At 47.4% G+C, this 24,358-nt stretch carries 18 protein-coding genes; 3 read left to right on the plus strand and 15 right to left on the minus strand.

The genetic code is table 11. The features are described from left to right. Positions 1-138 precede the first annotated feature (138 nt). The 7 genes from AC1DE7_RS14390 to AC1DE7_RS14420 all read right to left on the minus strand — a co-directional run bounded on the left by AC1DE7_RS14390 (position 139) and on the right by AC1DE7_RS14420 (position 10,054). Positions 139-2,583, minus strand: a complete 2,445-nt coding sequence (locus AC1DE7_RS14390; RefSeq protein ID WP_174806446.1) for a glycoside hydrolase family 6 protein — start codon at positions 2,581-2,583, stop codon at positions 139-141. Positions 2,584-3,154: 571 nt separating this feature from the next. Next, positions 3,155-4,231 (minus strand): efflux RND transporter periplasmic adaptor subunit, encoded by a 1,077-nt coding sequence (locus tag AC1DE7_RS14395; RefSeq protein ID WP_127547285.1) that lies wholly within the window; start codon positions 4,229-4,231, stop codon positions 3,155-3,157. Positions 4,232-4,259: 28 nt separating this feature from the next. Then, positions 4,260-5,630: an ABC transporter permease gene (locus AC1DE7_RS14400; RefSeq protein WP_477534659.1), complete on the minus strand. Its 1,371-nt coding sequence runs from the start codon at positions 5,628-5,630 to the stop codon at positions 4,260-4,262. Between the two features lie 18 nt (positions 5,631-5,648). After that, positions 5,649-6,332 (minus strand): ABC transporter ATP-binding protein, encoded by a 684-nt coding sequence (locus tag AC1DE7_RS14405; RefSeq protein WP_036606319.1) that lies wholly within the window; start codon positions 6,330-6,332, stop codon positions 5,649-5,651. Between the two features lie 385 nt (positions 6,333-6,717). After that, positions 6,718-7,881 (minus strand): hypothetical protein, encoded by a 1,164-nt coding sequence (locus tag AC1DE7_RS14410; protein WP_477534660.1) that lies wholly within the window; start codon positions 7,879-7,881, stop codon positions 6,718-6,720. Further along, on the minus strand, positions 7,878-9,344 hold the full coding sequence (locus tag AC1DE7_RS14415; protein ID WP_477534661.1) for a sensor histidine kinase: 1,467 nt from the start codon (positions 9,342-9,344) through the stop codon (positions 7,878-7,880). Before AC1DE7_RS14415 ends, AC1DE7_RS14410 begins: the two co-directional genes overlap by 4 nt. Continuing rightward, on the minus strand, positions 9,341-10,054 hold the full coding sequence (locus AC1DE7_RS14420; RefSeq protein WP_036606313.1) for a response regulator transcription factor: 714 nt from the start codon (positions 10,052-10,054) through the stop codon (positions 9,341-9,343). Before AC1DE7_RS14420 ends, AC1DE7_RS14415 begins: the two co-directional genes overlap by 4 nt. A 216-nt stretch (positions 10,055-10,270) precedes the next feature. Here AC1DE7_RS14420 and AC1DE7_RS14425 point away from each other — a divergent pair, with 216 nt between their 5' ends. Continuing rightward, positions 10,271-10,747: an RNA polymerase sigma factor gene (locus AC1DE7_RS14425; RefSeq protein WP_340983328.1), complete on the plus strand. Its 477-nt coding sequence runs from the start codon at positions 10,271-10,273 to the stop codon at positions 10,745-10,747. A gap of 222 nt (positions 10,748-10,969) precedes the next feature. Next, on the plus strand, positions 10,970-13,756 hold the full coding sequence (locus AC1DE7_RS14430) for a DUF5689 domain-containing protein (RefSeq protein ID WP_477534745.1): 2,787 nt from the start codon (positions 10,970-10,972) through the stop codon (positions 13,754-13,756). A 96-nt stretch (positions 13,757-13,852) separates the two neighbouring features. Here the strand turns inward: AC1DE7_RS14430 and AC1DE7_RS14435 are convergent, their stop codons facing one another. From AC1DE7_RS14435 to AC1DE7_RS14455, 5 genes are all read right to left on the minus strand, one after another. After that, positions 13,853-14,113, minus strand: coding sequence for a hypothetical protein (locus AC1DE7_RS14435; protein WP_076253377.1), 261 nt, complete (start codon positions 14,111-14,113; stop codon positions 13,853-13,855). Positions 14,114-14,430: 317 nt separating this feature from the next. Then, entirely contained in the window at positions 14,431-15,237 is an 807-nt protein-coding gene (gene phnE, locus AC1DE7_RS14440) for a phosphonate ABC transporter, permease protein PhnE (RefSeq protein ID WP_100526573.1), read from the minus strand. Continuing rightward, positions 15,234-16,085 (minus strand): phosphonate ABC transporter, permease protein PhnE, encoded by an 852-nt coding sequence (gene phnE, locus AC1DE7_RS14445; RefSeq protein WP_036672541.1) that lies wholly within the window; start codon positions 16,083-16,085, stop codon positions 15,234-15,236. Before phnE (AC1DE7_RS14445) ends, phnE (AC1DE7_RS14440) begins: the two co-directional genes overlap by 4 nt. Then, complete coding sequence (phnC, locus tag AC1DE7_RS14450; protein ID WP_076253378.1) at positions 16,082-16,879, minus strand: phosphonate ABC transporter ATP-binding protein; 798 nt, start codon at positions 16,877-16,879, stop codon at positions 16,082-16,084. Before phnC ends, phnE (AC1DE7_RS14445) begins: the two co-directional genes overlap by 4 nt. Positions 16,880-17,056: 177 nt before the next feature. Beyond that, the gene (locus AC1DE7_RS14455) at positions 17,057-18,055 is read right to left on the minus strand and encodes a phosphate/phosphite/phosphonate ABC transporter substrate-binding protein (RefSeq protein ID WP_373865020.1); all 999 of its coding nucleotides are present in this window, start codon (positions 18,053-18,055) and stop codon (positions 17,057-17,059) included. 258 nt (positions 18,056-18,313) lie between these two features. On the opposite strand from AC1DE7_RS14455, the gene AC1DE7_RS14460 reads away from it, so the two are divergent. Further along, positions 18,314-19,918 (plus strand): bifunctional metallophosphatase/5'-nucleotidase, encoded by a 1,605-nt coding sequence (locus AC1DE7_RS14460; RefSeq protein ID WP_340983332.1) that lies wholly within the window; start codon positions 18,314-18,316, stop codon positions 19,916-19,918. 102 nt (positions 19,919-20,020) lie between these two features. On the opposite strand, the gene AC1DE7_RS14465 is transcribed toward AC1DE7_RS14460, so the two are convergent. From AC1DE7_RS14465 to AC1DE7_RS14475, 3 genes are all read right to left on the minus strand, one after another. Next, a complete protein-coding gene (locus tag AC1DE7_RS14465; RefSeq protein WP_340983334.1) occupies positions 20,021-20,356 on the minus strand; it encodes a hypothetical protein in 336 nt (111 codons plus the stop codon). 274 nt (positions 20,357-20,630) lie between these two features. After that, a complete protein-coding gene (locus tag AC1DE7_RS14470) occupies positions 20,631-22,469 on the minus strand; it encodes an ABC transporter ATP-binding protein (protein ID WP_074093724.1) in 1,839 nt (612 codons plus the stop codon). Next, the gene (locus AC1DE7_RS14475; protein WP_036606290.1) at positions 22,450-24,252 is read right to left on the minus strand and encodes an ABC transporter ATP-binding protein; all 1,803 of its coding nucleotides are present in this window, start codon (positions 24,250-24,252) and stop codon (positions 22,450-22,452) included. Before AC1DE7_RS14475 ends, AC1DE7_RS14470 begins: the two co-directional genes overlap by 20 nt. Positions 24,253-24,358: the final 106 nt, after the last annotated feature.

Below are 24,358 nucleotides of genomic sequence, written 5' to 3' on the forward strand. Positions count from 1 at the left end.
ACAGCCCATCTTAATACATCCGCTCTCACATCCTAATTTCGGATCTTCAAGCGATTCTAAATACATTGTAATGCATAGCAAAAAACCGCAATCCTCTAACACACTGAGGATCGCGGTTAAGACAGTTACAAGTAAAGTTTAAGGCTCCATGCCCCATACCAGGTTTCCACCTTGGTGGAGTGTTACCTTGTTCCAATCCTGATAGGATGTTTTCGTTGGATCGAAGGAATAGTCATTAGTCTCGTCAAAGTTGGACCAGTCTGTTTTGTACATACGAAGCTGGATGTCTCCAGTCTGTCCACCAGCCTGAATGCTGCCAGCGCCAGATGTGAAGCTCAGCTCAACGTACGAGTCTGTGAAGGTCCGCTGGATATTGGCTCCGCCAACTTGAGCGTAATCGATGGCAGAATCCATCGCAGCCGAGCCTTCTTTGGAGAAGTAATACCGGATCTTCAGATCACTCAGATTCACAGCAGTACTACCCAGATTTTTGATGTTGAAATACGGTTTGATCTGGCTATCTTGAGCATTGGTATCTCCAGCACGATATTGCACGACAAGATCACTCGTTGGTACAACGACACTTTGAGGTGTCGCGGAAGCTACAGCGGAATCGGCACTTTGCCCTGCTGCATTCACTGCACTTACCACATAATGATACGTTGTGCCGTTCGTCAGGGCAGTGTTGGTGTAGGACGTACCACTCACATTCGCCGCGATCGTTGTGAACGGACCTGCTGCACTCAGCGCGCGTTTCACATCATAACTTGTTGCACCTGTAGAAGCGGTCCACGTCAGGCTCACCTGTGCATTGCCTGCAGTTGCTGTGAGAGCAGTCGGTGCAGCTGGCGCTGTTACACCTGCAACAGGTGTAGCTGTTGCTGTTGCAGAGTTAACACTTTCACCTACTGCATTTGTTGCCGTTACCACATAATAATAGGTTGTACCATTGATCAGACCGGTGTTGCTGTAAGATGTTCCACTTACATTAGCTGCAACTGTTGTGAATGGACCTGATGCACTCAGTGCCCGCTTCACACTATAACTTGTAGCCCCTGTGGAAGCAGTCCACGTCAAGGAGACCTGAGCGTTACCGGCAGAAGCTGTCAATGCTGCTGGTGCTGCCGGAGCTGTTGTTCCGCCCGGAGGATTACCTCCACCGTTACTTGCAGGAAGTACAGGGAATGCGTTTTTCACCAGTGCCACGAATTGATCATGGAACCAGTGACCCGATACCGGAGCATTAGGCAATGCACCTGTTAATACACCATCCCGAGTTGTGAAGGTTGGATCACACATCCGGTCAAAACCTTTGCCTTCGTTATTCGGAATTTCGGAGCTGGAGCCATCGGATTCACCCGGAGGTTTCACCCATACATAAGCATCCAGATGCGCTGGTCCTGGTGCAGCTTTAGGTGCTTCACCAATGCCTGCACCACTGGCATTACACCAGTTCCCCCGATGCTCCCGACGATCTACACGTCCAGAATTCACATAATCGTTGATGTTGCTGCCCGTAGCAGATGCTGGACGGTCTACCCCGCCCCACCCATTCCGGCTAGTATCAATCAGGAAACCTGTGCTGCTTGGCCAGCCAGCTTGTACGAAATCAGCATACAGCGCAGCGGTGAAATCGGTTTCGTCAAAATAAGGATTCCACTCATAAAACTTGGCAGATTTAATCGGTTGTCCACCGATATTGAGATCAGGGTTAGACAGGTTCGGCTCCCCCAGCGGTGTAGTGTTCGCTGTGTTTGTAATGAAGCCATCTGCACTGCTCAGACCTGCGGCTGTCCCTTGCACAACACTTGTATACAGCGCGACTGCTGCAGAACGGTTGTTATCCCATCCAAGCCAGCCGGAGTGGCCGATATCCAGATAGTTGTACACATTTGGAATGGCGTGCAGCTTGTCCAATGCATACTTCACACCTGCCTCATAGATACCTGTTGAGCTGGCTTGACCACAAGCTGGTGTACTCAGGTTGGTCACAAGGTTAGGCAAACTGTCCGGTTCAATGACAGCAATAATACGAATATCCTGATACTTCGGATCTGCGAAGATATCTGCGAGCACATCAATATAATCCGTTTTATAGGTCTGCAGTGCCGCCTGTGTTAGTGGAAGCTCACCATTCGATGCAAGTGCATGACAATCCCGTCCGGGCAGATTGTAAATAACAAATGAAGCCGTTATAGGCGTACCCGGTTTCTTTTGAGCGAGAACGGCATCAAGATGTTGCTCTACACTTTTGCGACCAGCGTTGTCCGTCCCGCCATAGATTGCAGCAATCCGGTCAACCCATACTGCGGTTGGATACGATTTGACCGTCTCCATCTTGGCCTTCAACGACGCATCGTTGGTCAGTGCAATGGACGTATCCACGAGAGCTGAATAGTCCTCGTTCAGATAAGCGGTTGCCCCTACAAATGGATTATCCACATGTGCTTCAGCCGCCTGAGCCAAGCCTGGAGACAGTCCAGGGAAAATCCCCGCCGCGAGCAGCGTTGCTGCAAGCATTTGTTTTACACCTTTCCGCAGGATCTTCTTACCTCTCGATTTGGTTTTCAATTTAGTCTTCATAGTTCCACCTTTCCTTTAGTTAGATTGGGTTGTACTCATGTCTGATCCTCTGTGTCATTATGATGCTTAGCACGAAGAGAACGTTCGGATGAGTTGGTTGTATCACCTCCAAAAGAAATGGTTGTATCACTGGAATCTTGAGCAAACAAATGGTGTGTGAGGGCGAATCATGTGAATGAGTATAATATGGTGGGTGTGGTTGAACGTGTGTTAGACATGAAGAAGTGTGAACAATGACTTATGGGATGTCTGAATCCTAAATTGGGTAAGCGCTTTCTTCAAACGGTTAAAAAAAAGGTCTTCGCCTATCCATCTACAAACATGATGTTCGGTGTCACCTCCTTATGTTCTGATTATACGACATGTAAATTTTACTGTAAATTGAATTATATAAATTTAATTATATTTTTTTCCATAATTCAGGCAGGAATCTGGACATCCCTTGCTCCAAAAGACACACGAGGTCCATCCTGGCAATCTGCCACAATGAACCTCGTGTTTTACAATGCCGAATTAACCCTCTCGTCTAGCTAGTCACTACATATAATGTCTCGTTCTTATATTCCTACATCTAAGGCAAAACGACAATGTCTCCCGGTTTCAAGCCACTAACCACTTCCGTCTTGTCCCCCGATTCCATTCCAGCCTGGATCGTCAGCGGCTCGGTCTGTCCATTGCCTTTGTCTAACAGTACGTAAGGCTCGGTCTGATCCCGCATGATCGCGAGGCTTGACACTACCGTCACTTTATCCTTCCGCATTGTCTCGATATCGCCTTCCAGACTCACGCCTCCATACATTCTGGCGTCCGGCTTCAGATCAATGACCACGTCAAACTGTGAAGCTTGCTTGAGGTCCGTATCGGTACTCTTGCGTGCGAATTTGGACACCTTACTTACCTTCCCGGTGAATTGCAGGTCTTTCTGCGCTGTCATTCGCACCTTAACCGGCATGCCCACCTTGAGCCTGAACATTTCTTCCTCACCAACAATCGTCATAAATTTCAGTTTGCTGATGTTTGTAATCGACCCGATCAGCTGTCCTTCCGTCACCGCACGTGTCTTGCTATCCTCTTCATTCATCTGAAATATACCGGATGCGGAAGCATACACAACAGACTTACTTATTACTGCCTGCTTTTTCTGTATCTCCTTCTCCTTGAGGGCCAACGCTTTTTGATTCAATTCATTCGTCAGGCGTTTACCTTCCCGATCTGCAAATGCCTTCTTGCGCTCCTCTTCCGTCACGCCAAGGGACTCACTCATATTCGCCTGATCCAGGGTAACCTGATTCATCTTGTTTTCCAGCTGAGCTTTCTCCAGATCACTCTGCAACTGTTCTACTTCCGTTTGTAACGTGGAAGTATCGAGGCTAAACAGGATATCGCCTTTGCTCACCTGCTCACCACTTTTCACGTGCCACTGCTTGATGTTGGAAGCATACGGAGCGAAGATATCCGTCTGATCGGTGTATACGGATTTCCCTTTCACCTGTATCGTTTGCGTCATCGTTTCCTGTGTCACATCAAAGGTAATCGGGGGTGGAATCTCTATAGGCGCCTCCGGTTTTGGCTTGTACTTTTCATACAGCCAGTACCCTGCACCTGCCAAAAGTACAACGGTGATGATAATTTTAATCCATTTCTTCATGTGCCCAATTTCCCTTTCGCTGATAAAATTACATTGATTTGATCACAGTTAATGCATTGGTCCGAGATGCGCTGATTGCCGGATATATACCTGATACAATGCCAACCAGAACAGCAAAAACGATGCCAAGTGGCAGAGCCGACTGCTGAATAACGACGGTCATCGGACCATTCATCTGATCTGCCATCTGACTCGCCAGCAGACTGTTCACCCCGCCGAGGGCAGCAAAGGCGATCCCCACACCAGCCACGCCGCCCATTAATCCAAGCATCGCTGCTTCCGTAATAAACATCTGACGGATCTGCCACAGATTTGCGCCCAGCACCTTCATCACACCAATCTGTTTACGACGCTGATGCGTAGACATAATCATCGCTACAATAATGGATAATGAGGCCAGCAGCATGATAAAACCACCGATCCCCAATGCCGCTTTTTGGTACATCGCCAATTGACCTGCCATCGCTTCCTCTTGGAACAGATTGCTCTGTGTGTTTAACGTCAGCTTTTTAATCTGTTCTTCCACCTGGGATACATAACGTTTGTCCTCAACCTTGACCAGAGCTGAGTTAAGATGCTTGGCCGCACTGCTGTCGGCCTGCTGTAATCCAAGCTCATCCTGCAATGCACGAGCTGTATCGAGCGGCAGATATACTTTTTTATCGTTTTGAGCGCTCATATCATCCATGTTGGAAGGCTTCATCAGTTCTCCAGACACGCGTATAGAACCACTTATTTTGGTTTTACTCGCATTCGCATAATCTTCATATCGAAACTGAATACGCTGCTGCACCAACTGATCCTGCTTCGCAGACATTTCCGTAAACTGCTCCAAAAGCTCATTGTTATATGGATCAGCATTCAACTGCTCGAATAACTTCTGAGTTACTTTGGGGTCCACGAGTCCAAATGCAGCCCCATAACTGGTTACCGCCATACGACCATCCTCTGCCCCACGTCCCTCAGCATACTTGTATCCAAACCCGCCCAGGGTCTCCAGCTGGGTACCAATGACCTCAACATACGTGCTGCGACCATCCGGAAGCACCATTTCCAGCGAATCCAGCTTTAACATGGGAGCCACGGCAACAACATGGGGTAGTCTTTGGATAATCTGAATCTTTTCCAACGTCAATGCTCCCCGTTCAAACTTCGATGTCTGACCATTCCCCTTGCCGTTGCCGGTACGAATGCCCTCATTAGGCGTAATCGTAATTTCATCCATCCTGTAATTGTCGTTTAATGTTTTCTCGCTATAGGTCTGTACGGACTGCCCCACACTAAGTGCAATGATCATGGCGGCAGAACCGATGGACAGCCCCATCATGCACAGCAGTGTGACCATTTTTCTGCGAATGATCTGTCCCCAGGCCATACGTGCTACATCCCGTATTCTCACATTTCCTCTCCTTTTGCCTCAAACTTCCCTTACAGCCTCTTCAACCAATATTCCATGTTGCAGTGTAAGCACAACTTGCATCTGCTCCGCGACCTCTGCTTCATGTGTCACAATGACAAAGGTTGTATTCATATCCCGGTTTAGCTGCTGCAAAATCGCAATAATCTCTTCCTCCGTCTCGGTATCCAAATTTCCCGTTGGCTCATCTGCAAAGATCACCGAGGGTTCGGTAATGAGCGAACGTGCAATACTGACACGTTGTTGTTGACCGCCCGACAACTGGGACGGGAACAATTTTGTTTTTTCACCCAGTCCAACCTGTTCCAACAGCTTTAATGCTTTTGCTTTGCGTTTCGAAGGGCTTATCCCCATAAACACCAAGGGTAACTCTACATTTTCCCGGATCGTAAGATTGGACAGCAGTTCATAGGATTGAAAAATAAACCCGATATGACTGCGCCTGAACTCAGCCAGGCGATTCTCACTGAAACGTACAATATCTTGTCCCGCAATTAGAATCTTGCCCTGATCCGGTTTCATCAGCCCCGCCATCAGATTCAGCAGTGTGGATTTACCCGAACCAGAACTGCCCAGCAGGGCTACCATCTTGCCTTCTCCAATCGTCAGGTTGATATCCTGAAGCACCGGCACGGTTCCCTGGCCATTGCGGAACGAATGGGATAATTGTTCAACTTGAAGCATTGCTACATGTCTTCCTTTCTACTTGCTAAATATGTACAGAGGTTGTTCAAAAAAGCCCGCTTTTGATTACGAAGGATGTCTAATGACATCATCAACATCGAATATAGAATTCAGCCGAAATGTCCGTTGCTCACGTAGTTTTCCCTACGCTCTGCTACTCCATTTCTAGCTTCATCCCATCTTCTCGGTACTGAAAACCAGTTTTTTTGAACTTGTATGTATAGATTCGTGTAGCACATTCCCTTATCATTATAGGGTGGAGATGTATCCGGGCTGGCCGGAGTTGTATCCAACTTGTAACATGTCATAACAAAAAAAGACCTTGTCCACAGAGCAGCTATCGCCCCATCAGACCAAGGTCTTATATTCGTATACCTTCCGCAGCTTACCAGGCTCTGAAACTAAAGCGGTACATTTCACTTTTATCCACTGAGCTGCTTACAGCAAATAATTCATCGTCATTCCATTTCAGACTGATGAAGTTATCAATATTGCGATAGATCACCGTATCCGACGAAATCTTGCTGTCATTCAGGTAGGCAACATGCAACTCATTTTTCTGATTCTGACTGTCCATCGGGAAAAAGTAAGCTATTCGGGATTCATCTGCATCCAGATCGAAGCTCCAGATCGAACCTTGTAATAACAGATCATACTGCTCCTCCGATGCGTGATACCGATACAGCCCCTGAACCTTATTCATCGTTCCCTGGATGAGCATGTCACCATTTTTCAGCAACTTGTACTGTTGGATGTCTTCCATTGCAGCATACGCCTTCACTTCATGCTCATCCTCAAGCGATACACGATAGATGGCATACTTGTCTTTCAGCATCACCAGTATATAAAACTGTTGGTGATCCTCACTGACCTGCAACACATCCATAACGATAAACGTATCACTCGAACCTTTCCCTTGTTTTGGTCCTGTGAACATGCTCATCAGCTCTTCATACGTGTAGATGACATGACTCGTCCCCTGGCTCAGATCAACTTGTTTAAATAACAGATCATCCTGACCGATGTAGGATTCATTCCCTACAAACACTCGATAATACGAGTTGTCGTACGGAAGCTTGCGACGTTCCCCGCTCTGTATTATATACTCATACGTTGTCTTCTGCGTCTGACCTGCCCGATACTGGGAGTAAATGATTTTCTTGTGATCCGGGCTGATCGTTACACCGTAATCCGTATTAGCCGCAATGTTCTTCACTTCCTTATCATCCAGATGCAGGAGAGACAACTTGAGCCCTGAATAGGAAAATTCCGGCTGATTAAATATAATCGTATTCCGGTCTAACACTTCAAAATCAAAGATCGCAAAGTCATTTGGAATCTTGGTAGCCGACTCGATCTGAATCGTACTGCTCGGTGGTGGTGCCAGACGGCTGTTGAACTGCTCACTTGGCAAAATCACCGTTCTTGGTTTGAGATTTCCGAGACTGAACAGGCTCCCAATCCCAAAAATCCCGCTGACAAATGCGATCAACAACCCTGACAGCATCAATCTGTCACGGTTTTTACGCCAAAATCCAGGATGTCTCATGCGTTCATTTCCCCCGGAAGACTGATATTCACTTGTGTCCCTTCCCGCATGATGCTCTTCATCTGTACTGTTCCTCCATGACGCTCAACGATGTTCTTCACAATAGATAAACCCAGCCCGGCACTGCCTTTCTCGGCCCTGTTGATTCCTTTATCCTGGTAAAAGGGTTCAAATACATGTTGTAGCGCTTCAGCACCGATTCCTTCCCCCTGATCACGGATCACAATAGCGATAGAATCACCTAACCGGAAGGATTGTACTTCGATAATGGAGTTCACATCACTGTACTTGACCGAATTATCCAGGATGTTGAGGAAGACCTCCTTCAACTTATCCCGATCTCCCTGTAAATACTGATGTTCCTCCAGCTCATAGTGAATGCCTATATTGTACTTGCTCGCCTTAATCGACATGTCCTCACAAGCTTCACGAATAATATCTGATATATCGATACGTTCGAACCGGTATGCCTGAATGACCGCAGAGGAGACCGAGACCTCCAGAATATCCGCAACCATCGTGTTGAGACGCTGGCTTTCCTTGATGATATAATTCATGCCCTTGTCAAAAAAGTCCTGGTCGGTAAATCCATTATCCCGTAAAATCTGGGCGTATCCCAGAATCGTCGTTAAGGGTGTCTTCAATTCATGTGTCACATTGTCAAAAAAGACTTTGCTTCTCGCCTGTACTTGCTTCACTTCGTCCCGCTCTCGCTCAATCACATCAATCTGCTCCCGAACCCGATCAATCATGACGGTGAAGCTTGAAGCCAATTCACCGATCTCATCCTTGGTTGTAATCTGAATGTCCGCATTCAGACTTCCTTGGGCCACTTCCGCAGAACGTTTCGTGAGTACACGGATGGGTTGTGTAATTTTCCGGGAAATAAAGATGGATGCGATAAATACAAATACGAAAATAACTGCTGCAAAAAACTTGATTGTATTTTGAAAACGAAGGTTGCGTTTGAACAATTCCGTGTAATCCTTCTTCATCTGTACGATTCCAATCAATTGTTGATCCATCTGGAGAGGGAAGGACAGACTGGCTGTGACCCGACCCTTATCCACAACTGTGGTGTAAGCAATCCGGGAATGTACGGCTTCCTCCACATCAGGATGGTCAGACCGCTTAGCAACGTTAACCTCGCTGCCAACAGATTCGTATGGCGAAGCATCGGGGCGATATACTATAATCTCCCCACCAACGGCTGATCCAATCTGCTCCGCGAGCTCGCGACTCCCTGCTTCGAGCGAGTCTCTGCTCATGCGTTTGTTATGTATCAGAAAGTACTGATTCAGCGCGATGTCCAGATTTCTTTTGGATTGCACCATATCCTCATGCACTTCCCGATACATATTCTCCTGGGCTACCTTATTGGACAGAATCAACAGGACGGAGAATCCGATAAATACAATGACCGAGAATAGCACCACCATTTTGAACTGGATCGTCCACTTCATGTCTGTACCTGAATATTCAGCTTGTACCCCACACCGAATACCGTTTCAATCATCGAAATGCCTTGCACACCACTATCCAGTTTCTTGCGAATCCGTTGCACGTGAATATCCACTGTTCGGGTGTCCCCTGCAAAATCAAATCCCCATACCTTGTCCAGTAGTTCAGAACGTGTATGCACCTTACGATGATGGGTCACGAGAAATAACAACAGATCATATTCTTTATTCGTGAGTCCTGCCCGTTCCCCGTCTTTCCACACTTCCCGTTCATCCTTGCGGATCTCAATATGCTTGCCTAGCCTTACCACCTCATAGGACTGATTCTCCAGTGTCTCGCTGATCAGATCAATCCGGCGAAAAATCGCCCGAATTCGCGCAACCACCTCACGGATATCAAAAGGCTTCGTGATATAGTCATCCGCCCCAAGCTCCATGCCAAGTACCTTGTCCAGCATGTCCGACTTCGCAGTGATCATGATGACAGGTATCTTGGAGTTCACAGATAGTTGCCTGCACACATCAAAACCGCTCATATCTGGCAGCATCAGATCCAGCAGGATCAGATCCGGCTTCGAATCCCGAAGCAGATCCAGACCCTCTTTTCCCGTAGCTGCTTCCTTGATCTCAAATCCTTCCTTACGTAACGAATAGGACAAAATATCGCGAATGGACTCCTCGTCCTCAATAATTAAAATCTCTTTTTGTCTCATGATACTTTCGTAATCTCCCTGCTCTATGAATTTCCTTCATCTGCCTATATTTTGTATCCCAAGCCGTATGCTTGAATAGAGGGAAGCACGAAATGTTACAACTCCGATACAACTCTGAACCTTTTGGAAACAACCTCCCGATATACTTGGATCATAAAGAGACTCATACCAGACCGGACCCAAGCCTGATCTGTATCCAAGGGGGATTCACATCATATGAACAGCACACAAATTAATGATGCTTATATCAACTATAAATCAGAAATCACAAGGTATCTATCCCATATCGTCAAACAACCGCAAGATGCAGAAGATCTGGCACAGGATTGTTTCATTCGACTAATGAACGTTACCCTGGATATCCCTGAAGATCGCATTCTCTATTATCTCAAACGCATTGCCCGTAACCTGGCGATGGACAGCTTCCGCAGGCGAACCCGTACACTCAGACGAGACAGTCGTCTGGAGGTACCTACCCATCACGTCGATACATCCCACCTTGAAATTAGCGAAGGTGTTCATGATCTTGTTTCCCATATTAACAACACCGAACATCGTAAAATATTAGAACTTCGCCTCATCCATGGATACTCCATTAAGGAAACAGCAGAGCTGGTGAATCGCAGTGAAGGCATGATTAAATCCTCTGTCTTCCATGCCGTCAATCGAATTCGGGCCAAAGTCATCTCATAAGAGATGGCTTTTTATTTGCGTAAAATCAATATGCACGCAGAAATGAATGGATTATGACGGGACCGAAATACCTATGGATATGTCAAAAGACCCAATTTTACAAATATCGAGTTAATTTTTACAAATTGTTATGACTATGTGAGATTTTCATGTGGTAGAATATGGACGAACTCATGAATCAACTAATATTTGGGAGGGATTTGGTTGGGTAAATTAACAGGTATGCGAGGAGTATTTTTAAAATCACTCCTGGCATTGTCCATGGCTTTGCCGCTTCAGGTCGGATTATGGAATGGAGATGCGTCGGTTCATGCGGAAGGACCGACAGACCCGGCACCGTTCATCCAGGCAAAGGTTGTGAACCAAAATGCAGGTAAAAAAGTATTGTTCGACAACTCTCACGGCCAAACGGCTGGAGCTGCAGACTGGGTCATTGATGGAGGTTTCTCCGACTTCGGGAATGCACTCGCGAATGATGGTTACTATGTCAAAGAACTTCGCAAGACAACTCCATTTACCTATGATGATCTGAAAGAGTATAACGTATTCGTTATTGCAGAGCCTCAAATTCCTTTCAAAACATCCGAACAAGCAGCACTGAAACAATATGTTGAAACGGGCGGCAGCATCTTCTTTGTTGGAGATCACTATAATGCAGACCGTAATAAAAACCGCTGGGATGGCTCTGAAGTCATCAACGGCTATCGTCGGGGAGCATTCGAAGATCCGGCCAAAGGTATGAGCACCGATGAGCGTAATTCTGAAGCGATGCAAAATGTAACCGGCTCGGACTGGTTGTCCGATAACTTCGGCGTACGTTTCCGCTATAACGCACTTGGCGATATCAACGCCAATATCGTTGTACCGGCAGATCAAGCTTTCGGCATCACAGAAGGCGTATCGGCTGTAGCCATGCACGCCGGTTCAACACTTGCAATCACCGATCCGGAAAAGGCAAAAGGTATTGTGTACCTGCCAAAAACCAACGCAAAATGGAATAACGCGGTAGACCAAGGTGTCTACAACGGCGGCGGGATTGAAGAAGGTCCTTACGTGGCTGTATCCAAGCTGGGCGCAGGTAAAGCTGCCTTCATCGGTGACTCCTCTCCAGTAGAAGATGCATCACCAAAATACTTGCGTGAAGAGACAGGCACACGCAAAACAACGTATGACGGTTTTAAAGAAGCCGATGATGCCGTGTTGCTCGTGAACACCGTAAACTGGCTTGCTACACAAGAGAACTACACAAGCCTAACTGAAGTGAACGGACTTGAACTGGACACAGCTACAGCGCTGTTGCCATTCGAAGAGCCGGCTACTTCCACAGAACCACAAGCTGAACCTTGGTCCGCACCTGCTGCCGGATACAAGTGGTACGATCGTTCCACATTCAAAGCTGGTTCTTACGGTGGCCCTGCATCCAGTGCGAACGCTGCATACAGCTTCGTGAAACAGGATACCCTTCCGAATGCAGAAGACTTCCAGATTCGTGTAGTTGTGGAGAACATGGCTCCCAACACAACCGTATCCGGTTATAGTGCCGGTATCTATCTGACTGGTGGAACACAGGTCGCCATGATCCAGAATGAAAGTGGTACTTGGCCAACTTCGTACGGCTATAGTTCCACATTCAGTGTAACCTCGGACAGCCAAGGTCGCGGGATCAAAGATCTGAACGTCCGGATCAAACCAGGTACAACTGGCGCTGCCAGCTTGCGTCTGCGTCTGAATGGCAGCAACCTGATCACCAATGCCGTGACTGTTGGCAATGTGCCAGCAGAACAGCTTCCGGAAGAAGAAGGACCGATTCCAGCAGCTATCACAGTTGCTGAAGCACGCACCAAAGCTGCTGGCACTACCGTAACTATCGAAGGTGTTGTGACGACAGAGCCGGGTGCATTTGGTGGACAAGCCTTCTATCTTCAAGATGAAACTGCTGGAATCTACGTATTCCAGCACACTAGCGGCTTCCATGCTGGTGACAAGGTGAAAGTAACAGCAGCAACAACCATCTATAACAGCGAGTTCGAGCTTACCGATATCGTTGCGATTGAGAAAACAGGTACGGCTTCTATACCTGCTCCAATCGAGGTTACTGCAATTACAGATGCGAACCAAGGTCAACTGGTTCAATTGAAAAATGTAACGATTGAGAATATCATCAGTGCTACACCAGTTGGATCTTTTGAATTCGACGCGGTAGCAGCAGATGGAACGAGCACACACATCCGTGTAGACACCCGTACAGGTGTAACAGAGACTGCCTTCCCTTATGTTGCTGGTGACAAAATCGATATCACAGGCGTTTCCGCTATTTTCAAAGATGTATATCAATTGAAACCTAGAGGCTTGAATGATTTTGTACCTGCTGAAGAGCAAGGTGGCGGCGAAGTGCCTTCCACTCCAGCTGCAGGAGCACCGGGTAAACCGGTGCTTTCTTCTGATAATGGATATACCTCTGGCCTGTTCGAAGGTTCGTATAACGTAAGCATGAACCTCTGGTGGGGCGAAAATGGTTCCGAGTACAAACTGTATGAGAATGGCGTTCTGATCGATACGCAGAAGTTGACTGCAGCTTCACCATCGGCTCAGTCCTCCAAAACCGCCATTACAGGCAAAGCCAACGGCACGTATACTTACGTAGCCGAGCTGACCAATGACAAAGGCACAACACGCAGTGATGTGCTGACGGTACAAGTAACCAATGCCGCTCCAGGCAAAGCTACGTTGTCCCAAAACAACTGGGATGGTGACGGCAACTACAACGTATCCATGAACCTCTGGTGGGGTACAAATGCAACCGAATACCGTCTCTATGAGAATGATGTATTGATTGATACACAGGCGTTGAACGCAGCAACACCAGCTTCCCAAAGTGCTACAACTGAATTGTCCGGTCGCGCTAACGGAACGTATTCGTATCGTGCTGAGCTGATCAACGCTGCAGGCGTAACCAGCACAGAGACAATTACGGTTCAAGTTACTAAAGCATTGCCTTTGGCTAGCTAAGTCTCATTAAAGAAGCCTAACGTTTAACCAAGCAACTAAAAAACCGAAACCAACATTGCCTGATTCACAGGGCAACATGGTTTCGGTTTTTTTCATTCATTTCAAACGTTCTGGCTCATAGCCATTTCTAACAAATAGAATGCTGTTCCATACAGCACAATAAACGGCCACGGCGATGACACTAATGACAAAAATCAAGTTCATCTGTGTAAACGTATAACTGCTTCCCGTGAAAATGATCAGGATTGCACTGAGCCCAATATTTTCTCTGTTATGTTTTTTAAACTTCTGAAAGATCATTCTGTACAGCAATATCAATACCATAAATACAATCCATATAAAATAAAATATTTCCATAGGTCACCTTCCTTTCGAAAAACTCATTTCTTGTATGGGTATCTAGCAGGAGTAATAATTAATATCCTTAATTCCCTTTATATAGAAACCTATTAATATTACATGGATTTGGAAAATAATTCAATCATTCTTATAAATATTCTTGGAATCCTCTTATTCCTCAAAGGTTAGCTGAGCAACAAGAACGCACCGATGTTTATTTACAGACACAAAAAAAGACTATCCCTGCCAATATTCGGCACCGAATAGCCCTCTCTTCTTACGCTATCAACTTATCTTAATTTATCATCTAATATATTCGTAGCGCCACATTAACTCTACACCAGCTTCTTACGAATATACCCCGAGATCAAGTCAATAATCGTGATCATCACGATAATACCCAGCAGGATTATACCTACTCGCGGCCAGTTCCGAGTACTTAACGCAAAGATCAGCGGTGTACCGATACCCCCTGCTCCAATTACACCCAGTATAGTCGCGGAACGTACATTGATCTCAAAACGATACAATGTATAGTTCAGGAAGCCAGGCATAACCTGTGGCAGGATGGCAAACCACAACTGCTGCATACGATTGGCTCCGGAGGCAAGCAGCGCCTCGGATGGGCCGTAGTCGATATTTTCAACTTCATCTGCGTACAACTTGCCTAACATGCCGATGGAGTGCAACCCAAGGGCGAGTACCCCTGCGAACGATCCGGGGCCTACTGCCTTGATGAACAACAAGGCCATGATAATCTCAGGGAACGTGCGAATAAAGCTGAGTACCATTTTGCCTGCACCCGAGATGGAACGATGCCCACTCATGTTACGGGCAGACCAGAAGGCAAATGGAATACAGAGCACGGCCGAGATTACAGTACCTAGTACGGAGATTGCCAACGTGTCTAGCAGTCCGCGCAGCAGGTCTTCTCCCTCAGGCAAATATACAAACTCCCAGTCCGGTGAGAAAATTCCGGCTACAATGGCTTTCATAATCTGAGCGGCAGTTTCCTTGAAACCAGTAAACGGTACACCGGCAAGCGCCCAGACATACACAAGGATTAACAGTAACACAATGACCCAGCGTAGCGGGTTCTTCCGTGGTTTAGGCCGGATGCGGCTTGTTTCATTTTTCATCATAGCAATTTCTCCCGCAGCTTAGTACTTACATAATCAATGACCAGAACGATGACGAGGGTAAACAGAATGATTACGCTGGTCTTGTCATACTCCAGGAAACCAAGTGTGGCCTCATAGTAGAGTCCAATCCCTCCGGCTCCCACCAGTCCCAGAATGGCAGCAGCACGTATATTAATTTCGAAGGCATACAGCACATAGGATGTGAACTGGGCAGCCAGTTGCGGCACCACGCCATATACAATGAGCTGAATCCGGTTCATACCAACAGCCGTCATCGCTTCCAGCGGCCCCTGATCAATGGTTTCCAGCGTCTCATACGTCAGCTTCGCGATCAGACCTATCGAGAACACAGCCAGTGCCAAGATTCCGGGGATTGGCCCCAAACCAAACACAGCAACGAACAAAGCAGCAAGCAACAGATCCGGCACGGTCCGAATCAGGTTCAACAGAAAGCGCGCCGGATAGTAGATCCAGCGACTTGGCATCAGGTTACCGGCACAGATAATCGAGACTGGAATCGCAATAATTGCACCAATGGTTGTCCCAATAAGGGCCATTCGAATCGTTTCAAGCATGCCTTGCACGATATTATCAAAGTAACTCCACCGGGGCGGGAACATCTCCTTCAGCAGATCCAGCATGTTGGGAAAACCTTCAAACAACTCCGTGAAGCTGGCATCCGTCTGCTTGGCACTGGCCCACAGAAGGAGCAGAATGATCACTAAGGTGAGCAAATGTTTCGTACGCCCAGGCGGTTTTGGGCGATTCACAACCTGAGCCGGGCTGGAACCAGGTTCCTTCCCCACTCCGCCTGAATTCTGAAGTGGAACGTTGGACTGCCCCTTCATACCACAACTTCTCCCTGCTCATGCACAGCCTGCTTGTCCAACAATTCGTCAGCCAGAATTGGTCTGCCGTATATTTCTGCAAAGCGCTCATCCGTTGCCTCTTCTACCGGGCCGTCGAAGACCACCTCGCCTGCTCGCAATCCGACAATACGGGTCGCATACTCTCTCGCCAGATCAATAAAGTGAAGGTTGACGATCGTCGTAATCCCAAGGTCTTGATTGATGCGTTTCAGGTCATCCATGACCTGTTTTGTTGTAAGCGGGTCAAGTGAAGCAACCGGTTCGTCGGCCAGAATGATTTTTGCTTCCTGTGCCAGTACACGAGCAATAGCCACACGCTGTTGTTGTCCACCAGACAACTGATCTGCACGGGAATAAGCTTTCTCCGAAATATTCACACGATCCAGCGCAGTGAATGCCAGTTCAATATCCTCTTTTGGAAAACGACCCATAATGGTACGCATAGTGGAATGATATCCAACCCGTCCAGCGAGTACGTTACGTAGTACACTGGACCGTTTTACCAGATTGAAACTCTGGAAAATCATGCCGATGTCACGTCTGATCATGCGCAGCCGTTTGCCTTGTGCCTTCGTGATGGAACTTCCGTTAATCAGAATCTCGCCCTCACTAATGTCGTGCAGTCGGTTAATGGAGCGTAAGAGCGTTGATTTACCCGCACCGGACAGACCCACAACAGCAATGAATTCACCCTGCTTAAATTTCAGATTAATATTATCCAGGCCCTTGGTACCGTTAGCGTAAGTTTTGGTAACGTTATGAAGCTCAATCATGACAATATCCTTCTTTCATTCATAATGATCAACCATACATGAGTCCTTGCTATAATGGCACAAGCCAGCGCAGCGTAGATCACGCTGAACTGGCCTGTCCATTGCTACGATTAAGCTGTTCCCATCCAAGAAAGCTACTACAAAGTGAACAGATCCCGAACTACTTTTAGATCAGAATTATTCACCTTTCACTTTTTCGCCATACTGACGAACGATCTCAAACTTGCTATCATCGGACTCTACATAACCTTCATGCGTATAGATTTCTTTGATGATCTGGTGACCTTCAGTATCTTTACCGATATCGATGAAGGCTTGTTTGATCTTCGCAGTCCAATCTGCATTCATGTCTGTACGAACGGCAATGGTATCGTTAGGAATAGGCTCAGTGAACGCCAGTACACGTGTATCTTCAAATACAGTCGGATAGTCTTTAGCTACCGTGTTGCGGGCATCTTGGAAAATAGCTGCTGCATCAACGTCACCGTTCAATACAGCGATAACACCTTGGTCATGACCTTTCAACGTTACAGGTGTTACATCTTTTAATGGATCAATGCCCCTGTCCAGCAACAGACCTGCTGGCCATACATAACCTGCGGAAGACGTTACGTTTTGGTAAGCCACTTTTTTACCTTTAAGGTCCTCGATGGATTGAATCGGAGAGTCTTTTTTTACAATGAACATGGATTTATAGGAATCCGCCAACTCTTCGGTTGGAGCACCTGTCTCATCATTTACACCGAAACGTTGTGCTTGCAAGATAACCTGCGCAGCGCCTTTTTCTTTAGCCAGTACATAAGCTGTCGGAGGCAAGAAACCTACGTCTACTTTGTTGGAAGCCATTGCTTCAATAATTGTGTTGTAGTCGGTGGATACGCTGACTTTTACCGGAATGCCCAGTTTGTCACCAAGCAACTTCTCCAGCGGTTTCGCTTTGGCTTCAAGCGTATCTGCGTTCTGGGAAGGAACAAATTGAACCGTCAGTTCAGTTGGCACATAACCTTCGACAGCTTTCTCTGTCTCTGCCGTAGACGTACCGGATGCATTCGAACTCGAATTATCCCCGTTAGCCGAACCTGTTGTACTACTGCTAGACCCACAAGCACTCAGAAACAGAACCAAAATCAACAATGGTAAAAATAAAGCAGACTTCTTCAAACGAACACCCTCCAAAGAGTTTCTATTTTTCAGTACTTATCTACTATAGTTGCCAAATATTAGCGCGATGTGAAACGAAATTTGGAGTTTTGTAAAGTTTCCTGTCAGGCTGTCAGCGCGACTTGTATCTGTTAGAATAGGCTCATTATGGTTGAAGATATAGGAAGAACATCGGAGATAACGGCGCATACTTCGGTTCTTCAAGCTATTCATTCTTCTCCGTTTTATAGTAATTCCATATATCTGAACTTATATATTAGAGGAGATTGTAAAATGACATCCACAAACCATACGGCAAGCTTCGATATTCTGTATACCAGTGATCTGCACGGGGCGATCCGTCCCATTCATTACAATACCAATGCCTACCGCCCGGCTGGGCTTGCCCTGCTGGCCTCCCTGATTCGCAAGGAACGTGAACGTGCACCTGAATTGATGCTGGTGGATAACGGGGATCTGTTGCAAGGATCACCCTTGGCCTCCTATGCAGCTTCACAGGTTTCCAAAAACGAGGTGCATCCATTCATAACGGTACTGAATGAACTCGGTTATGATGCTGCGGTGATGGGCAATCACGAGTTTAACTATGGTCAGAGTCTGTTGCGCGGAGCAGTTGAAGCTTCTAATTTCCCCTGGCTGTCTGCCAATATTGTAAAAAATGAGCAACCAGACGTACCTGCCTTCGGTCCTCCGTATCTAATCAAAACCTTGTCTACGGGTGTTAAAATTGCCCTCTTGGGCGCAACTACGCACTACATACCGAACTGGGAGCACCCGAAAAATATTGAGGGTTTACAGTTCCTTGATGCCTTAGAGACCATTCGTAAATGGGTTAGCTATATCCATGAGCATGAACAACCAGATGTAATGGTTGTCAGTTATCACGGTGGATTTGAGAGTGATCTGGAGACAGGCGAGCCCACCGAACGGTTAACTGGGGAAAATCAAGGCTATGCCATCTGCCGGGACATCGAAGGCATCGATGTGTTGCTTACTGGACATCAGCATCGTCAGCTTACCGCTAATATTCATGGTGTAACCGTCATTCAGCCGGGATTCAGTGGAAATGGTGCGGGGCATGTATCCCTTCAGTTGGAACAATCATCGGGCGGCAAGTGGCAGATTACAGATAAGCAGGCTCGGTTGTTACTTCTGGATGAACATCATGAGGTTGAACCTGATGCAACCGTCATGAAACTGACGGAAGAGCTGGAAACTGAGGCACAAGCATGGCTTGATCAACCTATTGGCGAGGTGGCTGGGGATTTATCCATCACCAATGCTACGGCTCTGCGACTCAAGGCACATCCATTCATTGCTTTTGTACATCAAGTGCAGATGGAAGCGACTGGAGCGCAGCTCTCCAATACCGCCATGCTGAGTGAAGAAGCTCGCGGTTTCGGGAGTCACATCACCGTTCGGGACGTGTTATCCAACTTCATCTATCCTAATACTCTGACGCTGCTGGAGTTGAGTGGTCAGGATATCCGGGAGGCACTGGAACAAACGGCACGTTACTTTGAAGTGAATGCTTCTGGTGAGGTGGCAGTCAATCCGGCTTATATGGAACCCAAACCACAACATTATAATTACGATATGTGGGCTGGCATGGAATACGAGCTGGATATCTCCCAACCTGTTGGCAGTCGAGTTGTGAAGTTTGAACATGAAGGCAAGCCAATGGACATGAATGGCATGTACTCTGTGGTGATGAACAGCTACCGTGCTGCTGGCGGCGGGGATTATGCAATGTATCTGGGCAAAAAGGTACTGCACGAAGGTGCCACGGACATGGCCGCACTGGTGGAGGATTATATCCGCAGACACCAACCGTTAACGGTGGAGCAGGCTAATAACTGGAAAGTTATTGGGAGTTAAATGAGAAAGAGCAGGTCCTGTGATCAGGATCTGCTCTTTTGTTTTCAACCTATTGCTTACTTGTTCTTGTTGAATTATCTTATCCTGTCCTGTCACGTCCCGTTATCCGACATATTGAAGAATTAACTGATATAACGCTATTGAAAATCCTAAGATACTCGCTTTCATTTTAGATGGATGATATCTTTCGCTACGAATCAAATAAAAGAAAACCAAAATAAACCCTGCGGGGATCCATAGCTCAAAGACACCATTTGTTGTACTTTGAGAATAAATTGGCGTTATGAACGTACTAATCAAAAAGTAAAAGAAAACCGTAAAACGTCTTGTTTCTAACTGCTTGCTCCACCTTACTAGAATGAAAATAATAATGATTGCGATAATCGTAATGTGTAAAGGGGGAAGAAGAAGAGCAGCATTCCCAAATTTAAATTCCATTCCGCATTGCCCTCCTCTCTTTTAATGCATCACATGACTGACTACAGGCATACGTGTATAAATTCATTCTCATGCTTCAAAACCGCTGGCAACCGTCCAAAAACGGACCTATTCCAATATATTCTTATTTTAACATACAATCACAGTTCCGTTTTCCATTTTCCTTCAAGGGAATATGCAAAAAGAGCAGAATTGAGGAGCATCGTGCCCTCATCCCTGCTCTTTTTACATACCTACAAGTTCTCTAATACATGTCCCATATTATCCAAAATGACTATTGCGCCTTTTTACGCAACTGACTGTAATACAGCTCGCTGTAGAAACCGCCTTGTTCCAGCAATGCATCATGCGAGCCTTGCTCCAGTAGTTGCCCATCCTTCAGCACCAGAATCCGGTCGGCCTGACGGATCGTGTTCAGCCTGTGGGCAATAACAAAGCTGGTACGGCCTTGCATCAGGCGTTGCAGCCCTTCCTGGATTTTAATCTCCGTAACAGTATCAATACTGCTCGTCGCTTCGTCCAGTACGAGTATCGATGGATCTGCCAAGATTGCCCGGGCAATGGCGAGTAGTTGCTTCTGCCCCTGACTAATGCCGCTCCCATCGGCCTGGAGCACTTTGTCGTATCCATCCTTCATTCGCACAATGAAGGAGTGGGCATTCGCCAGCCGGGAGGCTGCTTCCACCTCTTCATCCGTTGCGTCCAGACGGCCAAATCGAATATTTTCTCGAATCGTGCCCTGAAACAGAAATGAATCTTGTAGCACAAATGCCATATGTGACCGCAGATTCTCACGCCGAATGGTGGTCATATCGCGACCATCTACCGTTAATGTGCCACCTGTTGGATCATAGAAACGGGATAACAGCTGAATTAATGTTGTTTTCCCCGCTCCGGTCGGACCCACAAGGGCAATCATCTCACCCGGTTTGGCTTCAAAGCTGATCTCATGCAAAATGTTACGTCCTTCATCGTATCCAAAGGATACTTTGTCGAAGCGAACGGCTCCCTCTACCTTGTCCAGAGATATCGCTGCCCCTTCATCCTTCGCTTCCTCATCTTCGTCCAGCACCTCGAATACGCGCTCAGCCCCCGCAATCGCGGACAATAACGTATTCCACTGGTTCGCCAGATCATTCAGCGGACGAGTGAATTGACGGGCATATTCCACAAAGATAATAATCACCCCGACTGTAACCGAACCCTGAATCGCCAGAATACCACCGATGCCCGCCACAATCGCAAAGCTCAGGTTATTCAATCCATTCATCAGTTTCGGGATAAAACCAGAGATCGTCTGTGCCCAGAAACCGGAAATCCGGATGCGGGTATTCCGTTCCTCAAAACCGCGAATCACTCGCTCCTCTTGGGAGAATGCCTTAATGATCCGCTGCCCGGATAAAGTCTCTTCGATGTAACCGTTAAGTTCACCGAGATTGCGCTGCCGCTCCTTGAAGAGCGGTCCCGTTCTGCGCGTAATCCAACGCATGCCGATGGCCATCAGAGGCACAACGATAAAGGTAAGCAGGGTCAGTAGCGGACTGAGCCAGAGCATAACCCCAAACGTTCCGAGCAGTGTTAATACACTCGAAAAAATCTGGATCGCCGAGCTGTTCAACGTACCGCTGACATTCTCGATATCATTGGTCACCCGGCTCATAATCTCCCCCTGCTGGCGTTTACCGAAGAATGGAATCGGTAATTTGTGCAGATGGGAGAACAGATCATACCGCATGCGGAACACGGTTTCCTGTGCAATTTCGATCATCCATATATTTTGTAACCAGGATGTAAGAGAGAACAAGACATACACTGCGGTTAATCCAATCAGAAACCGAGTCCAGCTTGCCCCGGCTTCCCCCGCGATGAAATCATCCACGGCCACCCCTACCATGTAAGGGCCAAGCAAAGCGAGTGCGGAACTGGCAAACACCATCAACAGTACCATGGACAGCTTAACCTTGCGACGTGCCAGATAGGTCCAGATACGACCTAGCGTACCTGACCAGTTCTTCGCCCGTGCCTTGGGTTTGCGACCACCGCCTGACCGTAACGTCTCCGGATCAATCGGAGGCGGTGGCTGACGGAAAGGCTCAATGAATGCTTTGAACATGCTGTGCACCCTCCCCGTATTGTGATTCATGGATTCGACGATACAGCTCTGACGACTCCATCAGGTCTTCATGTTTTCCTTGCCCAATGAGTTGTCCATCATCAAGCAGCAGAATCAGGTCCGCCGAAGTGGTTGAACTGATCTTCTGGGTGATGATAAACGTGGTACACGACAATTCCTCCAGCGCATCGAGCAGTCTGCCTTCTGTAGCCACATCCAGCGCACTTGTGCTATCGTCCAGAATCAAAATTCTTGGTCTACGTACCAGTGCTCGTGCAATGGAAAGTCGCTGCTTCTGTCCACCGGAGAGATTCACTCCCCGTTGACCCAGCAATGTATCATAACCGTTTGGTAAATTCTCAATTGTTTCATGGATCTGCGCGCGCTTCGCGGCTTCCACGATCTCATCCAAGGTAGCATCTTCCTGACCCCAGGCAATATTCTCCCGTATGGAACCGGTAAACAGGACAACCTCCTGAGGCACATAACCAATCGCACCACGCAGCATGGACAGATCCAGCTCTGATGCATCGGCACCATCAATCCGTACCTTTCCTTGATCCTCTGTGTATAAACGCGGAATAAGCTGTACCAGCGAAGATTTGCCTGAGCCTGTTGCTCCCATAATGGCAATACGCTCCCCCGCTTTTGCCGTAAATGTGATGTTATCCAGTACTGTAATTTCACTATTCGGATAACTGAAGCCTACACTGCGGAATTCAACCGCTCCCTGCACAGCGCGCTGTTTCTTCGCCGGGTATACAGATTGCGGAAAATGCGAAGATTTCATAGATCCAGCAGATGGTGCAGACGTTGATATCGTCTGTTCAGTCTCCGACGTGTCCTCCGTATTAAACACTTCATTCAGCCGTTGCGCCGAAGCGCTTGCTCTCGAGAAGGTTACCAGAATCCATGACAACGCAGACATGGCACCAATTGTGCGAAGCAGGTAGTTAATGACGGCGACCACTTCACCCACGGTTGCATTACCGGAGGCAATGTCGACTCGTCCAAACCATAACACGGCGATGATACAAACGTTCATCATCAGCAACATGAACGGCATCGTGGTCTCCGTCAAGCGCAGCGCGGAGATTGTGCCTTTCATCAGCTTGCCGCTGAATCCGGCAAAGCGTTCGATCTCATGGCCCATCCGTACGAAGACACGGATCAGCCGAATGCCTGTCAGATTCTCCTGGATGACTCCATTGACGGCATCCAGTCTGCGCTGCACATTGCGGAACAGCAGCGCTGCTTTTTTGATCATCCACACCACAACAATGAGCAGTACAGGCACCATGACAACCAGTAGCAGACCCAACCTCGGGTTCACGATCACTGCCATAATCATGCTACCAATCACCACCAGGGGCACACGTGTCATGAATCGCAGACTCATGAAGACCGTGTCCTGGACCTGGGTCACATCCCCCGTTAAACGGGTAATCAGGGACGATGTCGCGAACCGGTTAAAGACGGCATAAGAGAACGTTTGCACTTTCTCATACAACTTCTCCCGCAGATCGTATCCGAACCCCAGACTTGCATGGGATGCAAAGAACGAACTGGCAATTCCAGCAGCAAAAGCCACAACAGCACTGCCAACCAGCACACCGCCCCACAACCAGACGACAGAAAGGTCTCCCTGCTGAATCCCGTTATCAATGATCTTGGAGATCAGATAAGGCTGAGCCAGCTCCACCGCAAGCTCAATTAACATCATGACCAGGGCTGCAATCGCGGCAACTCGGTACTTCTTCAAGTAGTACAACAGCTTGATCATAAGCATTCCTCCGGCTCGGAGCACCCTAAACCGATAACACGTTCCAGCTCAGAGCCTCCATTAGACATGTTGTTTTCTCCACAGCGTCCAATATGTAATCATTTCT

Source organism: Paenibacillus sp. 10L310 (genome assembly GCF_056395745.1).